The organism is Flavobacterium sp. MEB061 (assembly GCF_000834715.1).
Lineage (GTDB): Bacteria > Bacteroidota > Bacteroidia > Flavobacteriales > Flavobacteriaceae > Flavobacterium > Flavobacterium pectinovorum.
On the sequence record NZ_JXQR01000026.1, the window covers coordinates 1 to 18,723 of the forward strand.

Annotated in this window: 15 protein-coding genes; 9 read left to right on the forward strand and 6 right to left on the reverse strand. The window is 31.9% G+C overall.

Going from position 1 to position 18,723, the window contains the following annotated elements; translation table 11 throughout:
• Nucleotides 1-202: 202 nt before the first annotated feature.
• Complete coding sequence (locus RT99_RS13400; protein ID WP_042565266.1) at nt 203-637, forward strand: nuclear transport factor 2 family protein; 435 nt, start codon at nt 203-205, stop codon at nt 635-637.
• Between the two features lie 3 nt (nt 638-640).
• Here the strand turns inward: RT99_RS13400 and nth are convergent, their stop codons facing one another.
• Together nth and RT99_RS13410 are read right to left on the reverse strand one after the other, a co-directional pair.
• A complete protein-coding gene (gene nth, locus RT99_RS13405) occupies nt 641-1,285 on the reverse strand; it encodes an endonuclease III (RefSeq protein WP_042565267.1) in 645 nt (214 codons plus the stop codon).
• Between the two features lie 57 nt (nt 1,286-1,342).
• The gene (locus RT99_RS13410) at nt 1,343-2,200 is read right to left on the reverse strand and encodes an alpha/beta fold hydrolase (RefSeq protein ID WP_042565268.1); all 858 of its coding nucleotides are present in this window, start codon (nt 2,198-2,200) and stop codon (nt 1,343-1,345) included.
• 139 nt (nt 2,201-2,339) lie between these two features.
• Between RT99_RS13410 and RT99_RS13415 the strand changes: the two genes are divergently transcribed.
• The 6 genes from RT99_RS13415 (at nt 2,340) to RT99_RS13440 (ending at nt 11,957) form a co-directional block, all read left to right on the forward strand.
• Complete coding sequence (locus tag RT99_RS13415) at nt 2,340-3,767, forward strand: glycogen synthase (RefSeq protein WP_042565269.1); 1,428 nt, start codon at nt 2,340-2,342, stop codon at nt 3,765-3,767.
• A complete protein-coding gene (locus RT99_RS13420; RefSeq protein WP_042565279.1) occupies nt 3,757-5,037 on the forward strand; it encodes a glucose-1-phosphate adenylyltransferase in 1,281 nt (426 codons plus the stop codon). The genes RT99_RS13415 and RT99_RS13420 overlap by 11 nt, the downstream gene beginning before the upstream one ends.
• A gap of 35 nt (nt 5,038-5,072) precedes the next feature.
• On the forward strand, nt 5,073-6,977 hold the full coding sequence (gene glgB / locus RT99_RS13425; RefSeq protein WP_042565270.1) for a 1,4-alpha-glucan branching protein GlgB: 1,905 nt from the start codon (nt 5,073-5,075) through the stop codon (nt 6,975-6,977).
• Between the two features lie 200 nt (nt 6,978-7,177).
• Nucleotides 7,178-9,577 carry a glycoside hydrolase family 31 protein gene (locus RT99_RS13430; RefSeq protein WP_042565271.1) on the forward strand — a complete coding sequence of 800 codons (2,400 nt, stop codon included), beginning with the start codon at nt 7,178-7,180 and terminating at the stop codon, nt 9,575-9,577.
• A gap of 87 nt (nt 9,578-9,664) precedes the next feature.
• The gene (locus RT99_RS13435; protein ID WP_042565272.1) at nt 9,665-10,477 is read left to right on the forward strand and encodes a M48 family metallopeptidase; all 813 of its coding nucleotides are present in this window, start codon (nt 9,665-9,667) and stop codon (nt 10,475-10,477) included.
• A gap of 175 nt (nt 10,478-10,652) precedes the next feature.
• The gene (locus tag RT99_RS13440; RefSeq protein ID WP_042565273.1) at nt 10,653-11,957 is read left to right on the forward strand and encodes an MFS transporter; all 1,305 of its coding nucleotides are present in this window, start codon (nt 10,653-10,655) and stop codon (nt 11,955-11,957) included.
• Between the two features lie 132 nt (nt 11,958-12,089).
• Here the strand turns inward: RT99_RS13440 and RT99_RS13445 are convergent, their stop codons facing one another.
• From RT99_RS13445 to RT99_RS13460, 4 genes are read right to left on the reverse strand one after another with little or no spacing between them, the layout of a single operon-like run.
• Nucleotides 12,090-12,830 carry a head GIN domain-containing protein gene (locus tag RT99_RS13445; protein ID WP_042565274.1) on the reverse strand — a complete coding sequence of 247 codons (741 nt, stop codon included), beginning with the start codon at nt 12,828-12,830 and terminating at the stop codon, nt 12,090-12,092.
• A gap of 15 nt (nt 12,831-12,845) precedes the next feature.
• Nucleotides 12,846-13,907: a hypothetical protein gene (locus tag RT99_RS13450; protein ID WP_042565275.1), complete on the reverse strand. Its 1,062-nt coding sequence runs from the start codon at nt 13,905-13,907 to the stop codon at nt 12,846-12,848.
• Nucleotides 13,891-14,427, reverse strand: coding sequence for a hypothetical protein (locus tag RT99_RS13455; protein WP_042565276.1), 537 nt, complete (start codon nt 14,425-14,427; stop codon nt 13,891-13,893). Before RT99_RS13455 ends, RT99_RS13450 begins: the two co-directional genes overlap by 17 nt.
• Nucleotides 14,424-14,978, reverse strand: coding sequence for an RNA polymerase sigma factor (locus RT99_RS13460; protein ID WP_042565277.1), 555 nt, complete (start codon nt 14,976-14,978; stop codon nt 14,424-14,426). The genes RT99_RS13455 and RT99_RS13460 overlap by 4 nt, the downstream gene beginning before the upstream one ends.
• 255 nt (nt 14,979-15,233) lie before the next feature.
• On the opposite strand from RT99_RS13460, the gene RT99_RS13465 reads away from it, so the two are divergent.
• Nucleotides 15,234-15,926 (forward strand): hypothetical protein, encoded by a 693-nt coding sequence (locus tag RT99_RS13465; protein ID WP_042565280.1) that lies wholly within the window; start codon nt 15,234-15,236, stop codon nt 15,924-15,926.
• A 257-nt stretch (nt 15,927-16,183) separates the two neighbouring features.
• On the forward strand, nt 16,184-18,637 hold the full coding sequence (gene lon, locus RT99_RS13470) for an endopeptidase La (protein ID WP_042565278.1): 2,454 nt from the start codon (nt 16,184-16,186) through the stop codon (nt 18,635-18,637).
• The last annotated feature ends 86 nt before the right edge of the window (nt 18,638-18,723 follow it).

Genomic DNA, 18,723 nt, shown 5'->3' on the forward strand with positions numbered 1-18,723 from the left:
ATGTGGGAGAGTATGTCGTCGCCTTTCTTTTGAGAATCCTCATCATTCATTTGATGGGGATTTTTTTGTTTTATAAATAATTTGAAATATAAAATCTTCTTATTTTGGAGTTTGCTCTTCTACACTTTCTTATTATTCATCATGAATTATCTTTTAATATCTTTGTATTAAAGTCAGTTTCAGTTTAAGAAAAGTATCAATCATGAGAATATATTTTATTATAATTTTAATGTTTGCGGGATTATCTTCAAATGCGCAACAGCAGGATGTACAGAAAACAATTGAATCTTTTTTTGAAGCTTTTCATCAAAAAGACACAATTAAATTGAAGTTAGTTTGTTCTGATAAACTTATTTTGCAATCTATTAGTGAAAGTGTAACCAAAGGAAATAAGTTATCTGAAGAGAATATAAAGGAATTCTACAAGTCTATCGCTTCAATACCTTCTAATTTGAAATTTGAGGAGAAAATCTTGAACTATAATATCCAGATTGATGGAAGTATGGCGCATGTTTGGACACCTTATGAATTTTACTTAAATGATAAATTGAGCCACTCGGGAGTTAATGCTTTTACTTTATTCAAAGAAAAAGATTCATGGAAGATTATCTATTTAATTGATACCAGAAGGAAATAATAGTTATATTACTTCTGTTAGATAGTAATGACAAGAATCTGTGATTAGACATTCTTCACACTTTGGTTTTGGTCTGCAGGTTTCCCTTCCTAAGAATGAGAGAGCCATTCCTATCTCTGACCATATATTTTTTGGTAATGCCTGCATAAGATCTTTTTCAACCTTATTTCCATCTTTACTTTCTTTTATTATACCAATTCTTGGACTTACACGTATTACATGTAAATCTGAAATTATTCCTTCTGCTGGTTTGTGGCTTTCTCTTAGAATCACATTTGCAGATTTTCTACCAATACCTTTTAAAGCTGTTAATTCCTTCATATTTAAAGGTATGTCTTTATCATCTTTAATAAACTTAGCAATTTCCAGAAGCCATTGTGCTTTTGTTGGATAATTCCGAACCTTACTTATATAGGGAGTAAATGTCTCTAAATCAGTTTTAGACAGACTATTTAAAGTGGGATATTTTTTGAATAAGAGTGGAGCAATTTTATTAATGTTTGCATCAGAATCTTGTGCTGATAGAACTACCATCACCAACAATTGATAGATGTTTTGATAATCCAAAGGGTGTTTTTTTCCTTTATATTTTTTAAAAAGAGGTTTTAGTTTACTCTCCCAATCAGATATTTCTCCAAATAAATCCATTTTGTTTTTCTTTAGAATTATACAATTAAAAATGTAACTAACACAAATTTAAGCACTTTAAATAAATTCTAATATCTTTTTTATCACATTTTGATTTCCAAGTATTTTTCGGTGCCCGAGACCTTCAGTAATATATAAAATCCCGTTTTTAAGTTGTTCGTGAATATGAATTCCTGCTTTTACAGGAACTTCTTGATCATCTTTGTCGTGTATTACCAAAACTGGAATTTGTATTTTTTGTGTTGCTTTATATGCTGAAAAATCATCCATTTTTACCTGATATTTCTCTTCAAACAGATTGCGTAATCGCTCACTAATTTCTTGTTTTAAACGTAATTTAGCAGTAAAATCATCTAAGATATCTTGCACTATATCTCCACTACCAATTATTACTGCTTTATTTACTCGTAAACCATCTTTAATTGCATTTAGTACAGACATTCCACCAAGGGAATGACCAATAGCAACCTCAAACGGTCCGTATTGTTTTTCAATTTCTAATATTGATGCAATAAAATCAGACATAATTGTAGTTTTTCCTTTGGATTTTCCATGTGCGGGTGCATCAAAGCTAATTGTAGAATAACCTAGTTTTAAAAGTTCATCTGCAATTTTAAATAGTTGTGTTCCTCTCCCTGACCATCCATGAACCAATAAAATTTTGCGATCACTTTCTCCATATTTATAAGTTACTACACTTTTGTCAATTTTAGGAATATAGATTTTATTTTGAATGCTTTTTATATCCATTTCAAGCTCCCGTTTTGGAACTTTATGTTTTATCGGAGTTGTGAATAGCTTAGCAGCATATGACGTAACTAATTTTGTTGAGATAAAAGCACAAATTTTACAGGATATAATTATAAACTGCGGAATTTTTAATGATTTAGTAGGATTAGTTATATTTTTTGTCATATCAATAAATATTTTTTTGAGGCTTAATTTTGTTTATTTTTTCCTAAATTTAAAAAACATAAAAGTAACATATTAATAATTGCTTATTTAAAAAATAATTTGAGAATTAATTTTACTATTAAACCTATAAATTTCTAACATGGAAATATTTCATATCAGTGCAGAATGTTATCCAATGGTAAAGGTTGGTGGTTTGGCCGATGTTGTTGGTGCATTACCTAAATATCAAGCTGCTGCGGGTAATCTTGTTAGAGTTGTGGTTCCTTGTTATGATACAAAATTTAAAAAAGAAAATAACTTTGAATGTGTCCATTGGGGAAATGTTAAATTAGGAAATTTTGATTTTCCTTTCAGTGTTTTGAAAGAAACTTCAAATAAACTGGGTTATGAATTATATCTGATAGAAATTAAGGAACTATTTGATAGACCAAATGTTTATGGATATGAAGATGATATTGAGCGTTTTTTCTCTTTTCAAATCGCAACATTAGATTGGCTTTTAGCCAGAAAAACAATTCCTGATGTAATAAATTGTCATGATCATCATACCGGATTAATTCCGTTTTTGCTAAAATATGCTTATAAATATGAAGGTTTAAAAAGTGTAAGAACGGTAATTACAATTCATAACGGTTTATATCAAGGCTGGTTTGGTTTTGATAAACTACATTATTTACCTGAGTTCGATTTAATTCATGTTGGCTTTCTGGAATGGGGAAGTTCTTTGAATTCATTGGCTGTTGGAGTTAAATGCGCACACGCTGTTACTACTGTGTCTCCGAGTTATTTAAACGAAATAAATTACTCAGCAAATGGCTTAGAGTCTTTATTTAATTCGGTTCAAAGTAAATCAAAAGGTATTTTAAACGGAATTGACATCGAAGTTTGGGATCCTTCTAAAGACAAAATGATTGTACAAAATTATTCGATTGATAGTTTTGAAGTTGGTAAACAAATAAACAAGGAAAACTTGTGTGAGCAATTTGAATTAGATCCAGCAAAACCTCTTTTTAGTTTTATAGGACGTTTATTTGAAGAAAAAGGAGGGGATTTATTGCCTCAGGCTTCGGCATTGGCCTTATCGGAAAATTTTGAGAATATCAATATTTTGATTTTGGGTTCTGGAAATTCCCTAATTGAAGAACAATTAATGCAGCTACGGAATGATTATAAGGGAAATTACAATGTTTTCATTGGTTATAATGAAGAATTAGCGCATCTGATTTATGCTGGTTCAGATTATATTTTAATGCCTTCAAGAGTTGAGCCATGTGGATTAAATCAAATGTATGCGTTGCGTTATGGAACAATTCCGATTGTCAGAAGAACGGGCGGTCTGCGTGATACTGTAGTTGATTTTGGGGATAATGGTAACGGAATTTGCCATGATCAGGCCTCGGTTGGAGATATTTGTTATTCTATAAATCGCGCTGTAAAATTATACGATGATAAAATAAATTTCAATAAAGTTATAAAAACAGGAATGAGCATTGATCATTCCTGGGAAAGAGTTTGCCAAGAATATATCGAGATATATAACCTAATAATTGAGAAAAATGAAATTTAAAAAGAAAAATGTCGTTGCCATTATTTTAGGAGGAGGACAAGGTTCCCGCTTGTTTCCATTAACAGAAACGAGATCAAAACCTGCAGTACCAATTGGAGGAAAATATAGATTGGTGGATATTCCAATTTCAAATTGTATCAATTCAGATATTTTCAAAATATTTGTCCTGACACAGTTCAATTCTGCTTCTTTAAATGCTCACATCAAAAACACTTTCAATTTCAGTATTTTCAGTCAGTCATTTGTTGATATTTTGGCAGCAGAACAAACACCTGATAATCCAACATGGTTTCAGGGAACTGCAGATGCAGTTCGACAATGTATGTCGCATTTTCAAAAGCATGAATTTGATCATGCTTTAATCCTATCCGGAGATCAATTATATCAAATGGATTTTAACGAAATGTTAGAAGCCCATATTGCTGCAGATGCTGCGATATCTATTGCGACTTTACCTGTAAATGCCAAAGATGCTCCTGAATTTGGTATTCTTAAAACCAATCACGAGAATTGTGTTGAAGCTTTTATAGAAAAACCTGATGCATCTTTATTACCTGAATGGGAATCTGAAGTAAGTGAACAAATGCAGGAAAAAGGTAAAAAGTATTTAGCATCAATGGGGATTTACATTTTTAATAAACAATTGCTGGAAGATTTAATGTCTGATACTGAAACGAAAGATTTTGGAAAAGAAATTATACCGCAAGCCGTTGGAAAACATAAAATTCTAAGTTATCAATATGAAGGATATTGGACGGATATAGGAAATATTGAATCATTTTTTGAAGCTAATATTGGTCTAACTGCTGATATTCCGGAATTCAATTTGTTTGATAATGAGAATAAAATCTTCACAAGACCAAGATTATTACCGCCATCAAAATTTAGAAATTCAATTATAAATCAATCATTGATTTCTGAGGGTTGTATTATTAATGCCAAAGAAATAATAAGTTCTGTAATTGGTATCCGTTCCAGAATTGGTACAGGAACTGTGTTGCAAAACTGTTATGTGATGGGAAATGATTTTTACCAGGATCTTGATGAAATGAATCATGAAAGTACTATTAATAAAATCCATATTGGAATTGGAGATAATTGTTTTATAAGCAATGCTTTAATAGATAAAAATGTCCGCATAGGAAATAATGTTCACATAAGCGGAGGAAAACATTTAGATAATTTTACCAACGAATTATACAGCATAAAAGATGGAATTGTAGTTATTAAAAAAGGCGCAATTCTCTCAGATAATTTCAGAATTGAATAAAAATTCAAAATTAATTATTGCCTTAAAAACCAAATATGTCTAAAGTAATCACGCATTCTTTATTTACTGATTTTGATATTGATTTATTCAAAGCAGGAAAGCACTTCCAATTATATGAAAAATTAGGAGCACATTTAATTGAAGTCAATGGAGAAAAAGGTGTTTATTTTGCCGTTTGGGCTCCAACCGCGCAATCAGTTTCTGTTGTTGGTGATTTTAATTATTGGACACAAGGAGAACATTTATTGCAAGTTCGATGGGATTCGTCCGGAATTTGGGAAGGATTTATTCCACATATAGAAAAAGGAGCGCTTTATAAATATAAAATTCAATCTAATATTGATGGTGTTGTAACCGAAAAAGCAGATCCTTTTGCTTTATATTGTGAAAAACCACCTCATACGGCTTCGGTTATTTGGGATTTGGATTATAACTGGAAAGACGAAAACTGGATGAAATCACGTCAGGAAAGTAATAAGCTGGATAAGCCTTATTCTGTATATGAGGTTCATTTAGGATCTTGGAAAAGAGGTGATCAAAATCGGTTTTTAACCTATTTAGAGCTTGCGGATGATTTGGTTAATTATGTAAAAGAAACCGGATTTACACATGTTGAATTTATGCCAATTATGGAATATCCTTACGATCCATCGTGGGGATATCAACTAACCGGATATTTTGCTCCAACTTCCCGTTTTGGAAAACCTCAGGATTTTATGGTTTTGGTAGATAAGCTGCATCAGGCTGGAATTGGCGTTATTTTAGACTGGGTTCCATCACATTTTCCTGATGACGCACACGGTTTAGGCTTTTTTGATGGATCAAATTTATATGAACATCCGGATCGTAGAAAAGGCTATCATCCGGATTGGAAAAGTTTGGTTTTTAATTACGGACGAAATGAAGTTCGTGCTTTTTTAATAAGTAATGCTGTTTTTTGGCTGCAAAATTATCATGCTGATGGCTTAAGAGTTGATGCTGTAGCTTCGATGTTATATCTTGATTATTCGAGAAATGAAGGCGAATGGGAACCTAATATTTATGGAGGAAGAGAAAATCTAGATACTATAAGCTTTCTCAAAGAATTTAATGAAGTTATCTATGCTAATTTTGACGGAGTTCAGACAATTGCAGAAGAAAGTACTTCTTTTCCAATGGTATCGAGACCAACTTTTACCGGTGGTTTAGGTTTTGGAATGAAATGGATGATGGGCTGGATGCACGATACTTTAAAATATTTTCAGAAAGAAACCGTCTATCGCAAATACCACCAAAATGATTTGACATTTTCGATGACATATGCCTTTACCGAAAATTTTATGTTACCATTTTCACATGATGAAGTGGTTTACGGAAAAAAATCTATTGCTAATAAAATGTCGGGTGACGAATGGCAAAAGTTTGCCAATTTACGTTTATTATACGGTTATATGTTTACACATCCCGGAACTAAACTATTGTTTATGGGGTCAGAATTTGGACAAAGTGACGAATGGAATTTTGAGAAAAGTTTAGACTGGCATTTACTTCAATATGATTATCATTTGGGCATAAAAAAGATAATCACAGATTTGAATCATTTATATAAAACTCATCCTGCATTATATGAAAAACAGTTTACTGGCGAAGGTTTTGAATGGATAAATTATTCAGATCATCAAAATGCTGTTTTGTCTTATATCAGAAAAGGAAATAACGAGAAAGAAAATGTAATTGTTGTTTGTAATTTCACACAAGTGATAAGGGAAAATTATAGAATCGGAATTCCGCAAAAAGGAAAATTGAAAGAGATTTTTAATAGCGATTCAATTATATATGGCGGAAGTGGAGTAGGGAATTCAGAAACATTAAAAGTTCAAAGTATTTCTTATGATGGAAGAGATTATTCGGTAGAATTAACTTTACCACCCTTAAGCGTAACAGTTTATTCTTTTCAATAAAAATTTAATCTTTATTTCGTAATGCAATTTTATCAGTTTTGCATTCTTAAATTATCGATTTCCTGATTTTTTGAGATGTAATTTAATAGTCATTCAGAAAAATCGTTTTCGTGAATAATCCTTTTATTCAGAGAGGCTTATTAAGTTTTTTTGTATGTTTGAGATAAAGATTGGAGTTCTATAATTAATTCATTTAGCGTATGATTACAAATACAGCACTAGAGTATAAAGGCGATTTATATCCATCAAAAATTGTTTCGCACGAACATGAAGGAGATACCATCTTTTTTCATACAGACAACAAAGTAATCTTAAAAGTCACTATTCTACGAGACAGTTTAATTCGGTTTCGATTTACTACAAAAGGTTATTTCAGCAATGATTTTTCATACGCAATAGATAAAACACAGTTGCACGGCTATAATTTTTTAGAATTAACCGAAGAGGAAACTTATTTTCAAATAAGAACCAGTAAAGTAAAGTGTAAAATTCAAAAACAGGATCTTCGTTTGTCTATTTATGACCTCAATGATTTTCTAATTCTTGAAGATGAGCTTGGCTTTCATTGGGAAGAAAGTTATGAATATGGCGGAAATATTGTAAAAATGAGTAAATCATCCAAAGATGGAGAATGTTTTTACGGTCTTGGCGACAAAGCCACACAAATGAATTTAAAAGGCAAAAGATTAGAAAATTTTGCGACAGATCAGTACGCTTTTCACAAAGAACAAGATCCATTATATAAAGTTGTTCCTTTTTACATTGGTTTGCACAACAAACAATCATACGGGATATTCTTTGATAATACTTTCAGGACTTTCTTTGACTTTTGTCAGGAAAGAAGAAATGTTGCCAGTTTTTGGGCCGAAGGTGGTGAAATGAACTATTATTTTATTTACGGTCCTCAAATGCAGGATGTTGTTACAACTTATACAGATTTAACAGGTAAACCAGAATTACCGCCACTTTGGGTTTTAGGCTATCACCAATGTAAATGGAGTTATTATCCGGAAAGCAAAGTAAAAGAAATCACTTCAAAATTTCGAGAATTAAAAATCCCCTGTGATGCTATCTATCTGGATATCGATTATATGGAAGGTTTTCGATGTTTTACCTGGAGTAGTGAATATTTTCCCGACCCGAAACGAATGATTGCAGAATTAGCCGAAGATGGTTTTAAAACAATTGTAATCATCGATCCGGGAATTAAAATTGATAAGAATTACTGGGTTTACCAGGAAGCTCTTGAAAAAGATTATTTCTGTAAAAGAGCAGATGGACCTTACATGAAAGGAAAAGTCTGGCCGGGAGAATGTAATTTTCCGGATTATACAAATCCAGTAGTGAGAGAATGGTGGGCGGGCTTATTTAAAGAATTAATTTCGGACTTTGGTGTAAAAGGGGTTTGGAATGATATGAACGAACCAGCAGTTATGGAAGTTCCAAATAAAACGTTTCCAATGGATGTACGTCATATGTACGATGGTAATCCTTGTAGCCATAGAAAAGCACACAACATTTATGGTACACAAATGGCCCGTGCCACTTATCATGGAGTAAAGCGTTTTGCATATCCTAAACGTCCATTTGTAATTACAAGATCGGCGTATTCAGGTGCGCAGCGTTATACATCATCATGGACAGGTGATAACGTAGCAACTTGGGAACATTTATGGATTGCCAATATTCAGGTACAAAGAATGTGTATTTCAGGAATGGGCTTTACAGGTTCTGATATTGGTGGATTTGCAGAACAGCCAACAGGAGAATTATATGCACGCTGGATTCAGTTGGGTGTTTTTCATCCTTTTTGCAGAACGCATTCTTCCGGAGATCACGGCAATCAGGAACCATGGGCTTTTGATGAAGAAGTAATCAATATTACCCGAAAATTTGTGAGTTTACGTTATCAGCTATTGCCTTATTTGTATACCATGTTTTGGCAATATATAGAAGAAGGTATCCCAATGCTTAAACCATTGGTTTACTACGATCAGGATGATACCCAGACACATTATCGTAACGATGAATTTATCTTCGGAAATCAAATATTAGTTTGTCCAATTCTGGAACCTAATTCTTTAGGAAGACGAATGTATATTCCAAGAGGAGAATGGTACAATTACTGGACAAATGAGTTTACAACAGGTGGAAGAGAAGTTTGGATCGATACCAAATTTGATGAAATTCCCGTTTTTGTAAAAGCAGGAGCAATTATCCCAAAATATCCTGTACAGCAATATGTAGGTGAACTTGAATTTGATGAATTAACGCTTGATTTATATTATAAAAATGGCAAAGAAAAATCAGTAGTTTATGAAGATGCACAAGATGGTTACGATTATAAAAAAGGACGTTACAGCTTTTTATCTTTTAGAACTATCGGAAAAGAAAAAGAACTTATTATTCAATTACACAAAGAAGGAAAATACGATACACCTTATAGTAGATATAAAATTAATTTAATTGGATTACCATTCAAAGTAACTGAAATAGAGATTGATAACGAAAAAGTAGAATTTGATAGTGAAAGATTTGAAGAAAATTATTTCCTAATTATTGATAAAGAATTTACCGAATTACATATTATTGGACAATAATAATAATTATGATACGTTTCGTTTTAATTATATAAAAATACCTATTAAAAATAATCGTATTTTTATTTTATATTAAAATCTATCACCATGAAAAATTACTTTTTCTTAACCGCCTTTGCGGCGCTTTTACTAGCTGCATGTGCGACAAATCCTGTAACAGGAAAATCAACTCTTAACTTTGTATCAAACAGCGAGTTATTTCCAACTTCATTTCAACAGTACAATGCTTTTATTTCAGAAAATAAAGTTATAACAGGAACTGCAGATGCTAAAAGAGTAGATCTTGTGGGCAGTAAAATTAAAGCTGCTGCAGAAAGATACTTAACTTTTTTAGGACAAACGCAATATTTAAAAGATTACCGTTGGGAATACAAATTGGTAGAAAATAAAGAAGTAAATGCCTGGTGTTTACCAGGAGGTAAAATCGTGGTTTATTCAGGAATTTTGCCAATCACTCAGGATGAATCAGGTTTGGCAACTGTTATGGGGCATGAAGTTTCTCACGCATTGGCTAATCACGGAGCACAAAGAATGAGTGCAGCACAATTGCAGCAAATTGGAGGAGTTGCTTTAGATGCTGCAACAAGCGGTAAATCTGAGTCAACAAGAGCCATATTTTCGCAAGCTTACGGAGTTGGTTCTGAAGTAGGAGTAATGCTTCCATTTAGCAGAAGCAATGAAAGTGAAGCCGATAAAATTGGTTTGACACTTATGGCAATTGCGGGTTACAATCCTGATGATTCAATTGCATTTTGGAGCAGAATGTCGGCTAAATCTGGCGGATCGGGAACTCCTGAATTTATGAGTACACACCCTTCTGATGCAACAAGAATTGCAAATTTAAAAGCATTAATTCCTGATGCAAGGGCAACAGCTGCAAAAGTTGGTGTTATCAGATAAACAATATTTCCTATATCAAAAAATTATAAAAGCTATTCTTTCAGAGTAGCTTTTTTTTGTATTTGTCAATAAGTCAATTAATTGCGATTAAATAATAATTTAATAATGTACGATTTATGAATATTATATCCAATTATAGAAAAAAAGAAATAATTTAGCAACCAAATTCATAAATATGGCAGATTTAAACAAAGGAGATAAAAAATTATTAAATGCATGGGCTTTTTACGATTGGGCAAATTCAGTTTATCCATTAGTTATTTCATCGGCCGTTTTTCCAATTTTTTACGAAGCATTATTTTCCGACAAGGATCATTATATAGATGTTTTCGGAATGAATCTTAAAAATTCTGCTTTAATCAGTTTTATTACTGCTGCAGCATTTTTGGTTGTTGCTTTTATTTCGCCATTATTATCGGGTATTGCTGATTATGTGGGGAATAAAAAAACATTTATGAAATTCTTTTGCTATATGGGAGCTTTGTCCTGTATGGGTTTATATTGGTTTAACCTTGAAAACATATACATCGGCTTACTTTTTTACTTTTTGGGATTGATTGGTTTTTGGGGAAGTTTGGTTTTTTATAATTCCTACTTACCTGATATTGCATTTCCTGAACAGCAGGATAAATTAAGTGCCAAAGGATATTCTTTAGGATATATTGGGAGTGTTATTTTGATGGTTATTAACCTTGTCATGATTATGGGTGCCGAAGGTGGTGAAGCAAAGATGGCAGCCATGCGATATTCCTTTTTAATGGTAGGTATCTGGTGGATTCTTTTTAGCCAATATACTTATTATTATTTGCCAAAAGGGAACAATAATAAAGATCAAAAAGTAACCAAAGATGTTGTTTTTAATGGTTTTAAAGAATTGAAGGAAGTTTGGAAATTATTGGAAGAAAATATTTCTTTAAAACGATATTTAGGCAGTTTTTTCGTTTACAGTATGGCTGTTCAAACCGTTATGATTGTGGCGACTTATTTTGGAGCACAAGAAATTAAATGGAGTTCTGAAAGTGAAAGCACAACAGGTTTGATTATCTGTATATTATTAATACAATTAGTTGCCATTTTGGGTGCGTTTTTAACGTCACGTGCGTCTGCAAAATATGGAAACATTCCAACATTAATTGTCATCAATTCGATTTGGGTTGTACTTTGCATTTTGGCTTATTTTATCACTTTGCCTATTCATTTTTATGTTATGGCGACTTTAATTGGATTTGTAATGGGAGGAATACAGGCTTTGTCCCGTTCAACCTATTCGAAACTATTACCCGAGACAGAAGATACAGCTTCTTTTTTCAGTTTCTATGATGTTTCAGAAAAAATAGGTATCGTAATTGGAATGTGTGTTTACGGAATCATCGATCAAATTACAGGAAGCCCAAGATTTGCAATTGTAATCTTGGCTGTATTTTTTACCATCGGAGTATTATTGCTGCGCAGAGTGCCAAAAAAAGGCGTTTTAAATTAATAAAACACCTGACTTAGTTTTGTTATTTAAGTAGAAAATTTATAGAAAAAGCTCAATACTAAAAAGGATGATTTTGTTCGTTTTAAAACGGATTGATGATTGTAATATATTTAGTATTGAGCTTTTTTTGAATTAACCTTTTGTAATATTTCCTGATCCGGAAACTTTTACGTCACGTTTTTCAGGGTTTCCAAAATATTTAATATTTCCTGAACCCGCAACTCTGGCAGTTAAACTTCCTTCGCAGTTTACAGTACTGTTTCCAGAACCTGAAACATTGGCTTCAACAGTTTTTGATTTTAAATCAGATGCATTTACATTTCCTGATCCCGCAAGTTTTGAAGTAAATTTATCTGCAGAACCTTTTAGAGTAACATCTCCGGAACCGCTTAAACTCAACTCAAAATCATTTGAATTAACATTTAAATTAACGTTTCCTGAACCTGCCAGTTTCGCAGCAAAAGTTTCGCTTTTAATTTGATCTTTTGTTTCAAGATCTCCTGAACCAGAAAGACTTACGGCAGATATTTTTTCGAACGGAACCGTAATTTCAATTTTGTGTCCGGAACTTGGTCGGATATTTATTGTTTTATCAACATAAATTTTCAGGGCATTATCTTCAACTTCAACTTTTATGGCAGATAATAAATTTTCTTCTCCCTTAATAGTAATTTTTCCTTCTTTTCCTGCTACAAGATTTACATCAAAAGAACCACCAACTTTAATAGCATCATAATCACCTGTGTTTCTGGTTTCGGTTACCACTTTGCCATTGCCTTTTATTTTATTTTTGTCATTAGATGACCACTGTGCATGAGCAATAAAGCTCACTAAAAATACACCACAAACTAATAATTGAATTGATTTTTTCATTGTTTTGATTTTTGATTATTGTTTTTTGATTAATGACACGCTGCCGTAATTTGAATTGACTACCACTTTATTCTGACCTTTTTTCTTGTTGAAACCACTTATTCTTTTACTGGTGCTTTTGCTTTCAGTAACAGAAACATCCAGAGAATTATCGCTTTTAATATTTCCGTATCTCGTATTAATATCAAAATCAAAAGAGTAATTAGTGTCATACCCCAAGGCTACATCAGAATAAGTTGAGTTGATGTTGACATTATTAGCCTTATCTGTTATTGTTGATATATTTATTTTGCTATAATTAGTATCCAGATTGACACTATTTGAAATTTCGGCAATATTAACAGTCAGATAATTTCCAGATCCTGAGAATGAATTTATCTTTTGAAACTTAAAGTTCCCGTAATTACAATCGTATTTTATATTTTGTCCTTCGGAAATAACCAAATCTGTATAATTTGTATCTAAATTTAAATTACCCGAATCAACGATTTTCAAACCAGAATAACGAGCTTCAATAGTTCCGTTTTTGATATAGTCAATAGTTGAGTTTTGGCAATATTCAATATGAACACGATTATTGGATCCGTTTAGCTTTCCTAAATTAACTTTACCGTATTTGCACGAAATATCAGTTGTAGATTCTAAACTCAGAATTGTAATATTACCGTACTTATTATCCAGCTTTACAGTTCCGTTTTTCGGAATCTTAATCACATAATTGATTTCAAAACTATTACTGCTTCCGCCGCTTTTTATAGAAGAATTTCCAAGTTTGGTAATCGCAGAAACCAATCCTTTTAAGGCAGTTATATCAATATCAATACTATTTAATCTTTCATTTACCCAGTTTTCATTTCCTCCCGTTACTTTTATAGTAATATCAAGATCAATTTTATCTTCATCCCAGGTACTTACAGTAATATTTCCGTATTTATTTTCGATATCGATTCCTGCATTAGAATTTACGATATACGTTTTTTTGATGTTTTTTTGTTTTGAAATTACCGTATTATCATTTGAAAACCCTAAAAAAGGAAGCAAGATGAATAAAATAAGTATGTTATAATGTTTTTTCATGAGTTGTGTTTTTTAAATTTTCATTTTCTTCGATACGCTGCAAAACCGTCTGTAAAAAGGAGATTCTGGTTTGCAGATTGCTAATCATCGCATAAATGATTTGTTTGTTTTCACCGTTTTTCTGAACTTCTTTTATGATTTTTTCATAATCAGCATCAAAAACTTTCATTTGTTTTAAGGCATCATTTATGATTTGTTCATTTTCAGGCGAGCTCTTTTCTTTTAATTTAACAAGTTCATTTTCGATTAAAATATTAAAAATAGAATCTGTGCGTTTGGTTTCCTGCGATGCAAATTTGAATTCTTTTGGTTTTTCGTTATTGTTATACAAAACAGAAATCCCTAATAATAAAGCTATCGAAGCCGCAATGGCCCAACCGGCATAATTTTTTTTCTGTGGCTGTTTTTTATTTAATTTATTCAAAAAATCCACCTGATGATCAGAACTCATTTCGTGAACATCCCATTGATTCTCCAATTTTTTAAATAACTCCTCTAAATTGTCATTTTCCTTTTTCATATATCCTCTAATTTTTTTCGTAAATTTTCTTTAGCTCTGCTTAACGTAGTTCTGCAATTTGCATAACTAATGTTTAAGATTTCACTAATCTCTTCCTGATCATAACCTTCAATATAAAAAAGCGTCAAAACCATTCGATAATTATCTTTTAAACCTGAAATAGCGTCTAAAACTTGTTTCACTTTAAGTGAATTTAAATCGATATTTTCAGAAAAAAAATCATCATTTTCTTCTATTTTATAAAGTGTTTTATTCAGGTCATCCATTTGGAAAGCATTATTTTTTTTATAAAAATCAATACTATAATTAATAATGATTTTTTTAAGCCAGGCTCCAAATGCAACTTCTTGTTTATAATCGTTAATTTTTGTAAAAGCTTTCAGAAAACCTTCCTGCATGACGTCTTGTGCAAAATGTTCGTCTTTTACAATTCTGTAAGCTACATTGTACATAGCTTTACAGTAACGATTGTAAATTTCAAATTGCGCCTTTTGATTATTTAATTTGCAAAGCGCAATTAATTCTTCGATATTTTGATTAGTTATATTCAAGTAATGGTTGCTAGTTTTTTATAATGACTTTGCTTTTTTTGGTTTGTTACAGTTTTGATTATTTTTTTAAAATTATTTTAAGTCTATTTCGATAGTAGTTCTTAAAACATACTTTATTTTCATAAGGATTAAGTTTAAAATACTGAAATATAACACATTACGGAATTGTTTGTTTTGAGGAATTAGTTTGTTAAAAAAATGCTAAAAAAAATCGTTTTTTATGTTAATTTTGGAGCACTAAAAACAAATTTAACCATGAGAAAAATTAAAAGTATTGCTTTATTGGCATTATTGATGTCAAGTTCGTTATTTATTTCTTGTTCGAATGATTCGGATAATGAGGATACTGCAGAAGCTTCAACAGGAGATTATTGGCCTACGGCAGTTAATAACCAATGGGTTATGGATCAAAACGGAACAGAAAGTACAATGAAAATTGTTAGTTCAGAAAAAGTAAATGATGACACTTATTTTAAATTCAATCAGTTTTCACTTGCTCAGGATGGAGGATTAGGAAGCGCTACTGCTGCCATTAAAAAAGTTAAAGGAGATTATTACATTAAAATTGCTGATGTGATATACAATGCAAATGGTATTACAGGTAAAACAAGTGGTTACGAATTCGTTTTCTTTAAAGATTATTTAGAAGTAAATAAAACCTGGACAGGAAGTTATACACAAGAAACTTCATTTGATTTCCCGGGTGTTCCTGTAATAAAATTAAATGTTAACTATACAGGTACAATTTTAGAAAAAGGTGCAACAGCAACAGTTAATAGTGTTTCATATAAGGATGTAATTAAATTTAAATTTCTTATGGAAACAAAAATGGAAGGACAAACCGCAAGTTCTGTAACTGTAGAATATTGGGTTGCCAAAGATGTTGGTATAATTAAAATGACTTCTGGAAGTACAGTAAGCGAATTAGTTTCTTATTCTTTAAAATAATTAGAGCAACTATAATAAAACAAAAACCCGAAATTACTTTCGGGTTTTTTTATATCCAGGATTTTATAAAAGATAAATAAGGAAGAAAAGATAAATTTCAAAACTGACTATTTTGCATTTGGCACAATGATTGTCTATTTTTATGGCCTACGTTGTAAACGAAACACTTATTATACTTTTAACAAAAACTGTTGTATTTAAGGTTAACTTTGCAGTTAGAATTTAACTTTTAATGACAAAACGACTTATATAATATTATGTCAAATCATAAAATACTTACTATTGACAATCTGTCACTTCAAGAATTTGATTCAGAGGCAGAATTAATTCCATTATTAACTCCGGAAGACGAAGAGGAAATGAACAATGAAGAACTTCCGCTTTCGTTACCAATTTTACCTTTACGTAATACCGTTTTATTTCCGGGTGTCGTTATTCCGATTTCTGCAGGAAGAGATAAATCAATAAAACTAATTAATGATGCAAATGCCGGTGGAAAAATCATCGGAGTTGTTTCTCAAATTAATGAAGAAGACGAAGATCCATCAAAAGATGACATTCATAAAATAGGAACTGTAGCCAGAATTCTACGCGTTTTGAAAATGCCTGACGGAAACGTTACCGTTATTTTGCAAGGAAAAAAACGTTTCGAAATTGACCAGGTAGTTTCAGAAGAACCTTATTTGACAGCAACTATTAAAGAAGTTGAAGAAAAACGTCCTGAAGAAAATGACAGTGAATTTACGGCCATATTAGATTCTGTAAAAGAGTTGGCCATTCAAATTATAAAAGAAAGTCCAAATATTCCTTCAGAAGCAACCTTTGCGATTAAAAACATTGAAAGCCAATCGTTTTTGATCAATTTTGTTTCTTCAAACATGAATTTATCGGTAAAAGAAAAACAAGATTTATTATCGATAAACGGCTTAAAAGAACGTGCGCTTGAAACTTTACGTTACATGAATGTTGAGCTGCAAAAATTAGAATTGAAGAATGACATTCAGTCAAAAGTTCGTTTTGATTTAGATCAGCAGCAACGTGAGTATTTCCTTCACCAGCAAATGAAAACCATTCAGGAAGAATTGGGAGGCGTTTCGCAGGAAGAAGAAATGGACGAAATGGGACTGAAAGCGAAAACCAAAAAGTGGGATGAAAAAACGCAAAAACACTTCGAAAAAGAATTGTCTAAAATGCGTAGAATGAATCCACAATCGCCAGATTTTGGTATTCAAAGAAATTATCTTGAGTTGTTTTTAGAATTGCCTTGGGGCGAATATTCTAAAGATAAATTTGATTTAAAATATGCTCAGAAAATATTAGATAAAGATCATTTCGGACTTGAAGAAGTGAAGAAAAGAATGATCGAACATTTGGCTGTATTGAAACTTCGTAACGATATGAAATCGCCAATTATTTGTTTAACAGGACCTCCGGGAGTTGGTAAAACTTCTATTGGTCGTTCTGTTGCCGAAGCTTTAGGACGTGAATATGTTCGTATTTCCTTGGGTGGTTTACGTGACGAAGCAGAAATTCGCGGACACAGAAAAACCTATATTGGCGCCATGCCAGGCCGAATTATTCAAAGTTTGAAAAAAGCCGGAACATCAAATCCTGTTTTTATTTTAGATGAAATAGATAAATTATCAAGCGGAAATAGCGGTGATCCGTCTTCAGCTTTATTAGAAGTTTTAGATCCGGAACAAAATAATGCTTTTTATGATAATTTCCTAGAAATGGGGTATGATTTATCTAAAGTAATGTTTATTGCTACTTCAAACAATATGTCGGCGATTCAGCCAGCATTGCGTGACAGAATGGAAGTAATTAAAATGTCAGGTTATACAATTGAAGAAAAAGTAGAAATAGCAAAAAGACATTTATTTCCAAAACAATTAGAAGCACACGGATTAACTTCGAAAGATTTGACAATTGGAAAAAAACAATTAGAGAAAATCGTAGAAGGTTATACACGTGAATCTGGTGTACGTAATCTGGAAACAAAAATCGCTCAGGTTATTCGTAACGCGGCAAAAGCTGTTGCTATGGAAGAGGAGTACAACAAAAAAGTTACAGATGAAGATATTGTAACTGTTTTGGGTGTACCAAGATTAGAGCGTGATAAATATGAAAATAATGATGTTGCCGGAGTTGTTACAGGTCTTGCCTGGACAAGTGTTGGCGGGGATATTTTATTTATAGAATCTTTAATTTCCGAAGGAAAAGGTGCTTTAACAATTACCGGAAACTTAGGAAATGTAATGAAAGAATCTGCAACAATTGCTTTGGAATATATTAAAGCAAATGCTAAAAAATTGGGCTTAGGTGTAGAGTTATTTCAAAAATATAATATCCATTTACACGTTCCCGAAGGTGCAACACCAAAAGACGGACCAAGTGCCGGTATTGCAATGTTAACGTCATTGGTTTCATTATTGACACAAAAGAAAGTAAAGAAGAGTCTTGCCATGACAGGAGAAATTACACTTCGTGGAAAAGTTTTACCTGTTGGCGGAATCAAAGAAAAAATCTTAGCTGCAAAAAGAGCAGGTATTAAAGAAATCATTTTATGTCACGAAAACAAAAGTGACATTGATGAAATTAAAGCCGAATATCTAGAAGGTTTGACTTTTCATTATGTAAAAGAAATGAGCGAAGTTCTGGCTTTGGCTTTGACGGATCAAAATGTAAAAAATGCTAAAACATTGAAATAAAAAATTTCAATTGTAAATTCCAATATTAAAAATTCCAAATTCCAAACTTTACTTAAAGATTGGGATTTGGTTTTTTAGGATGTAAT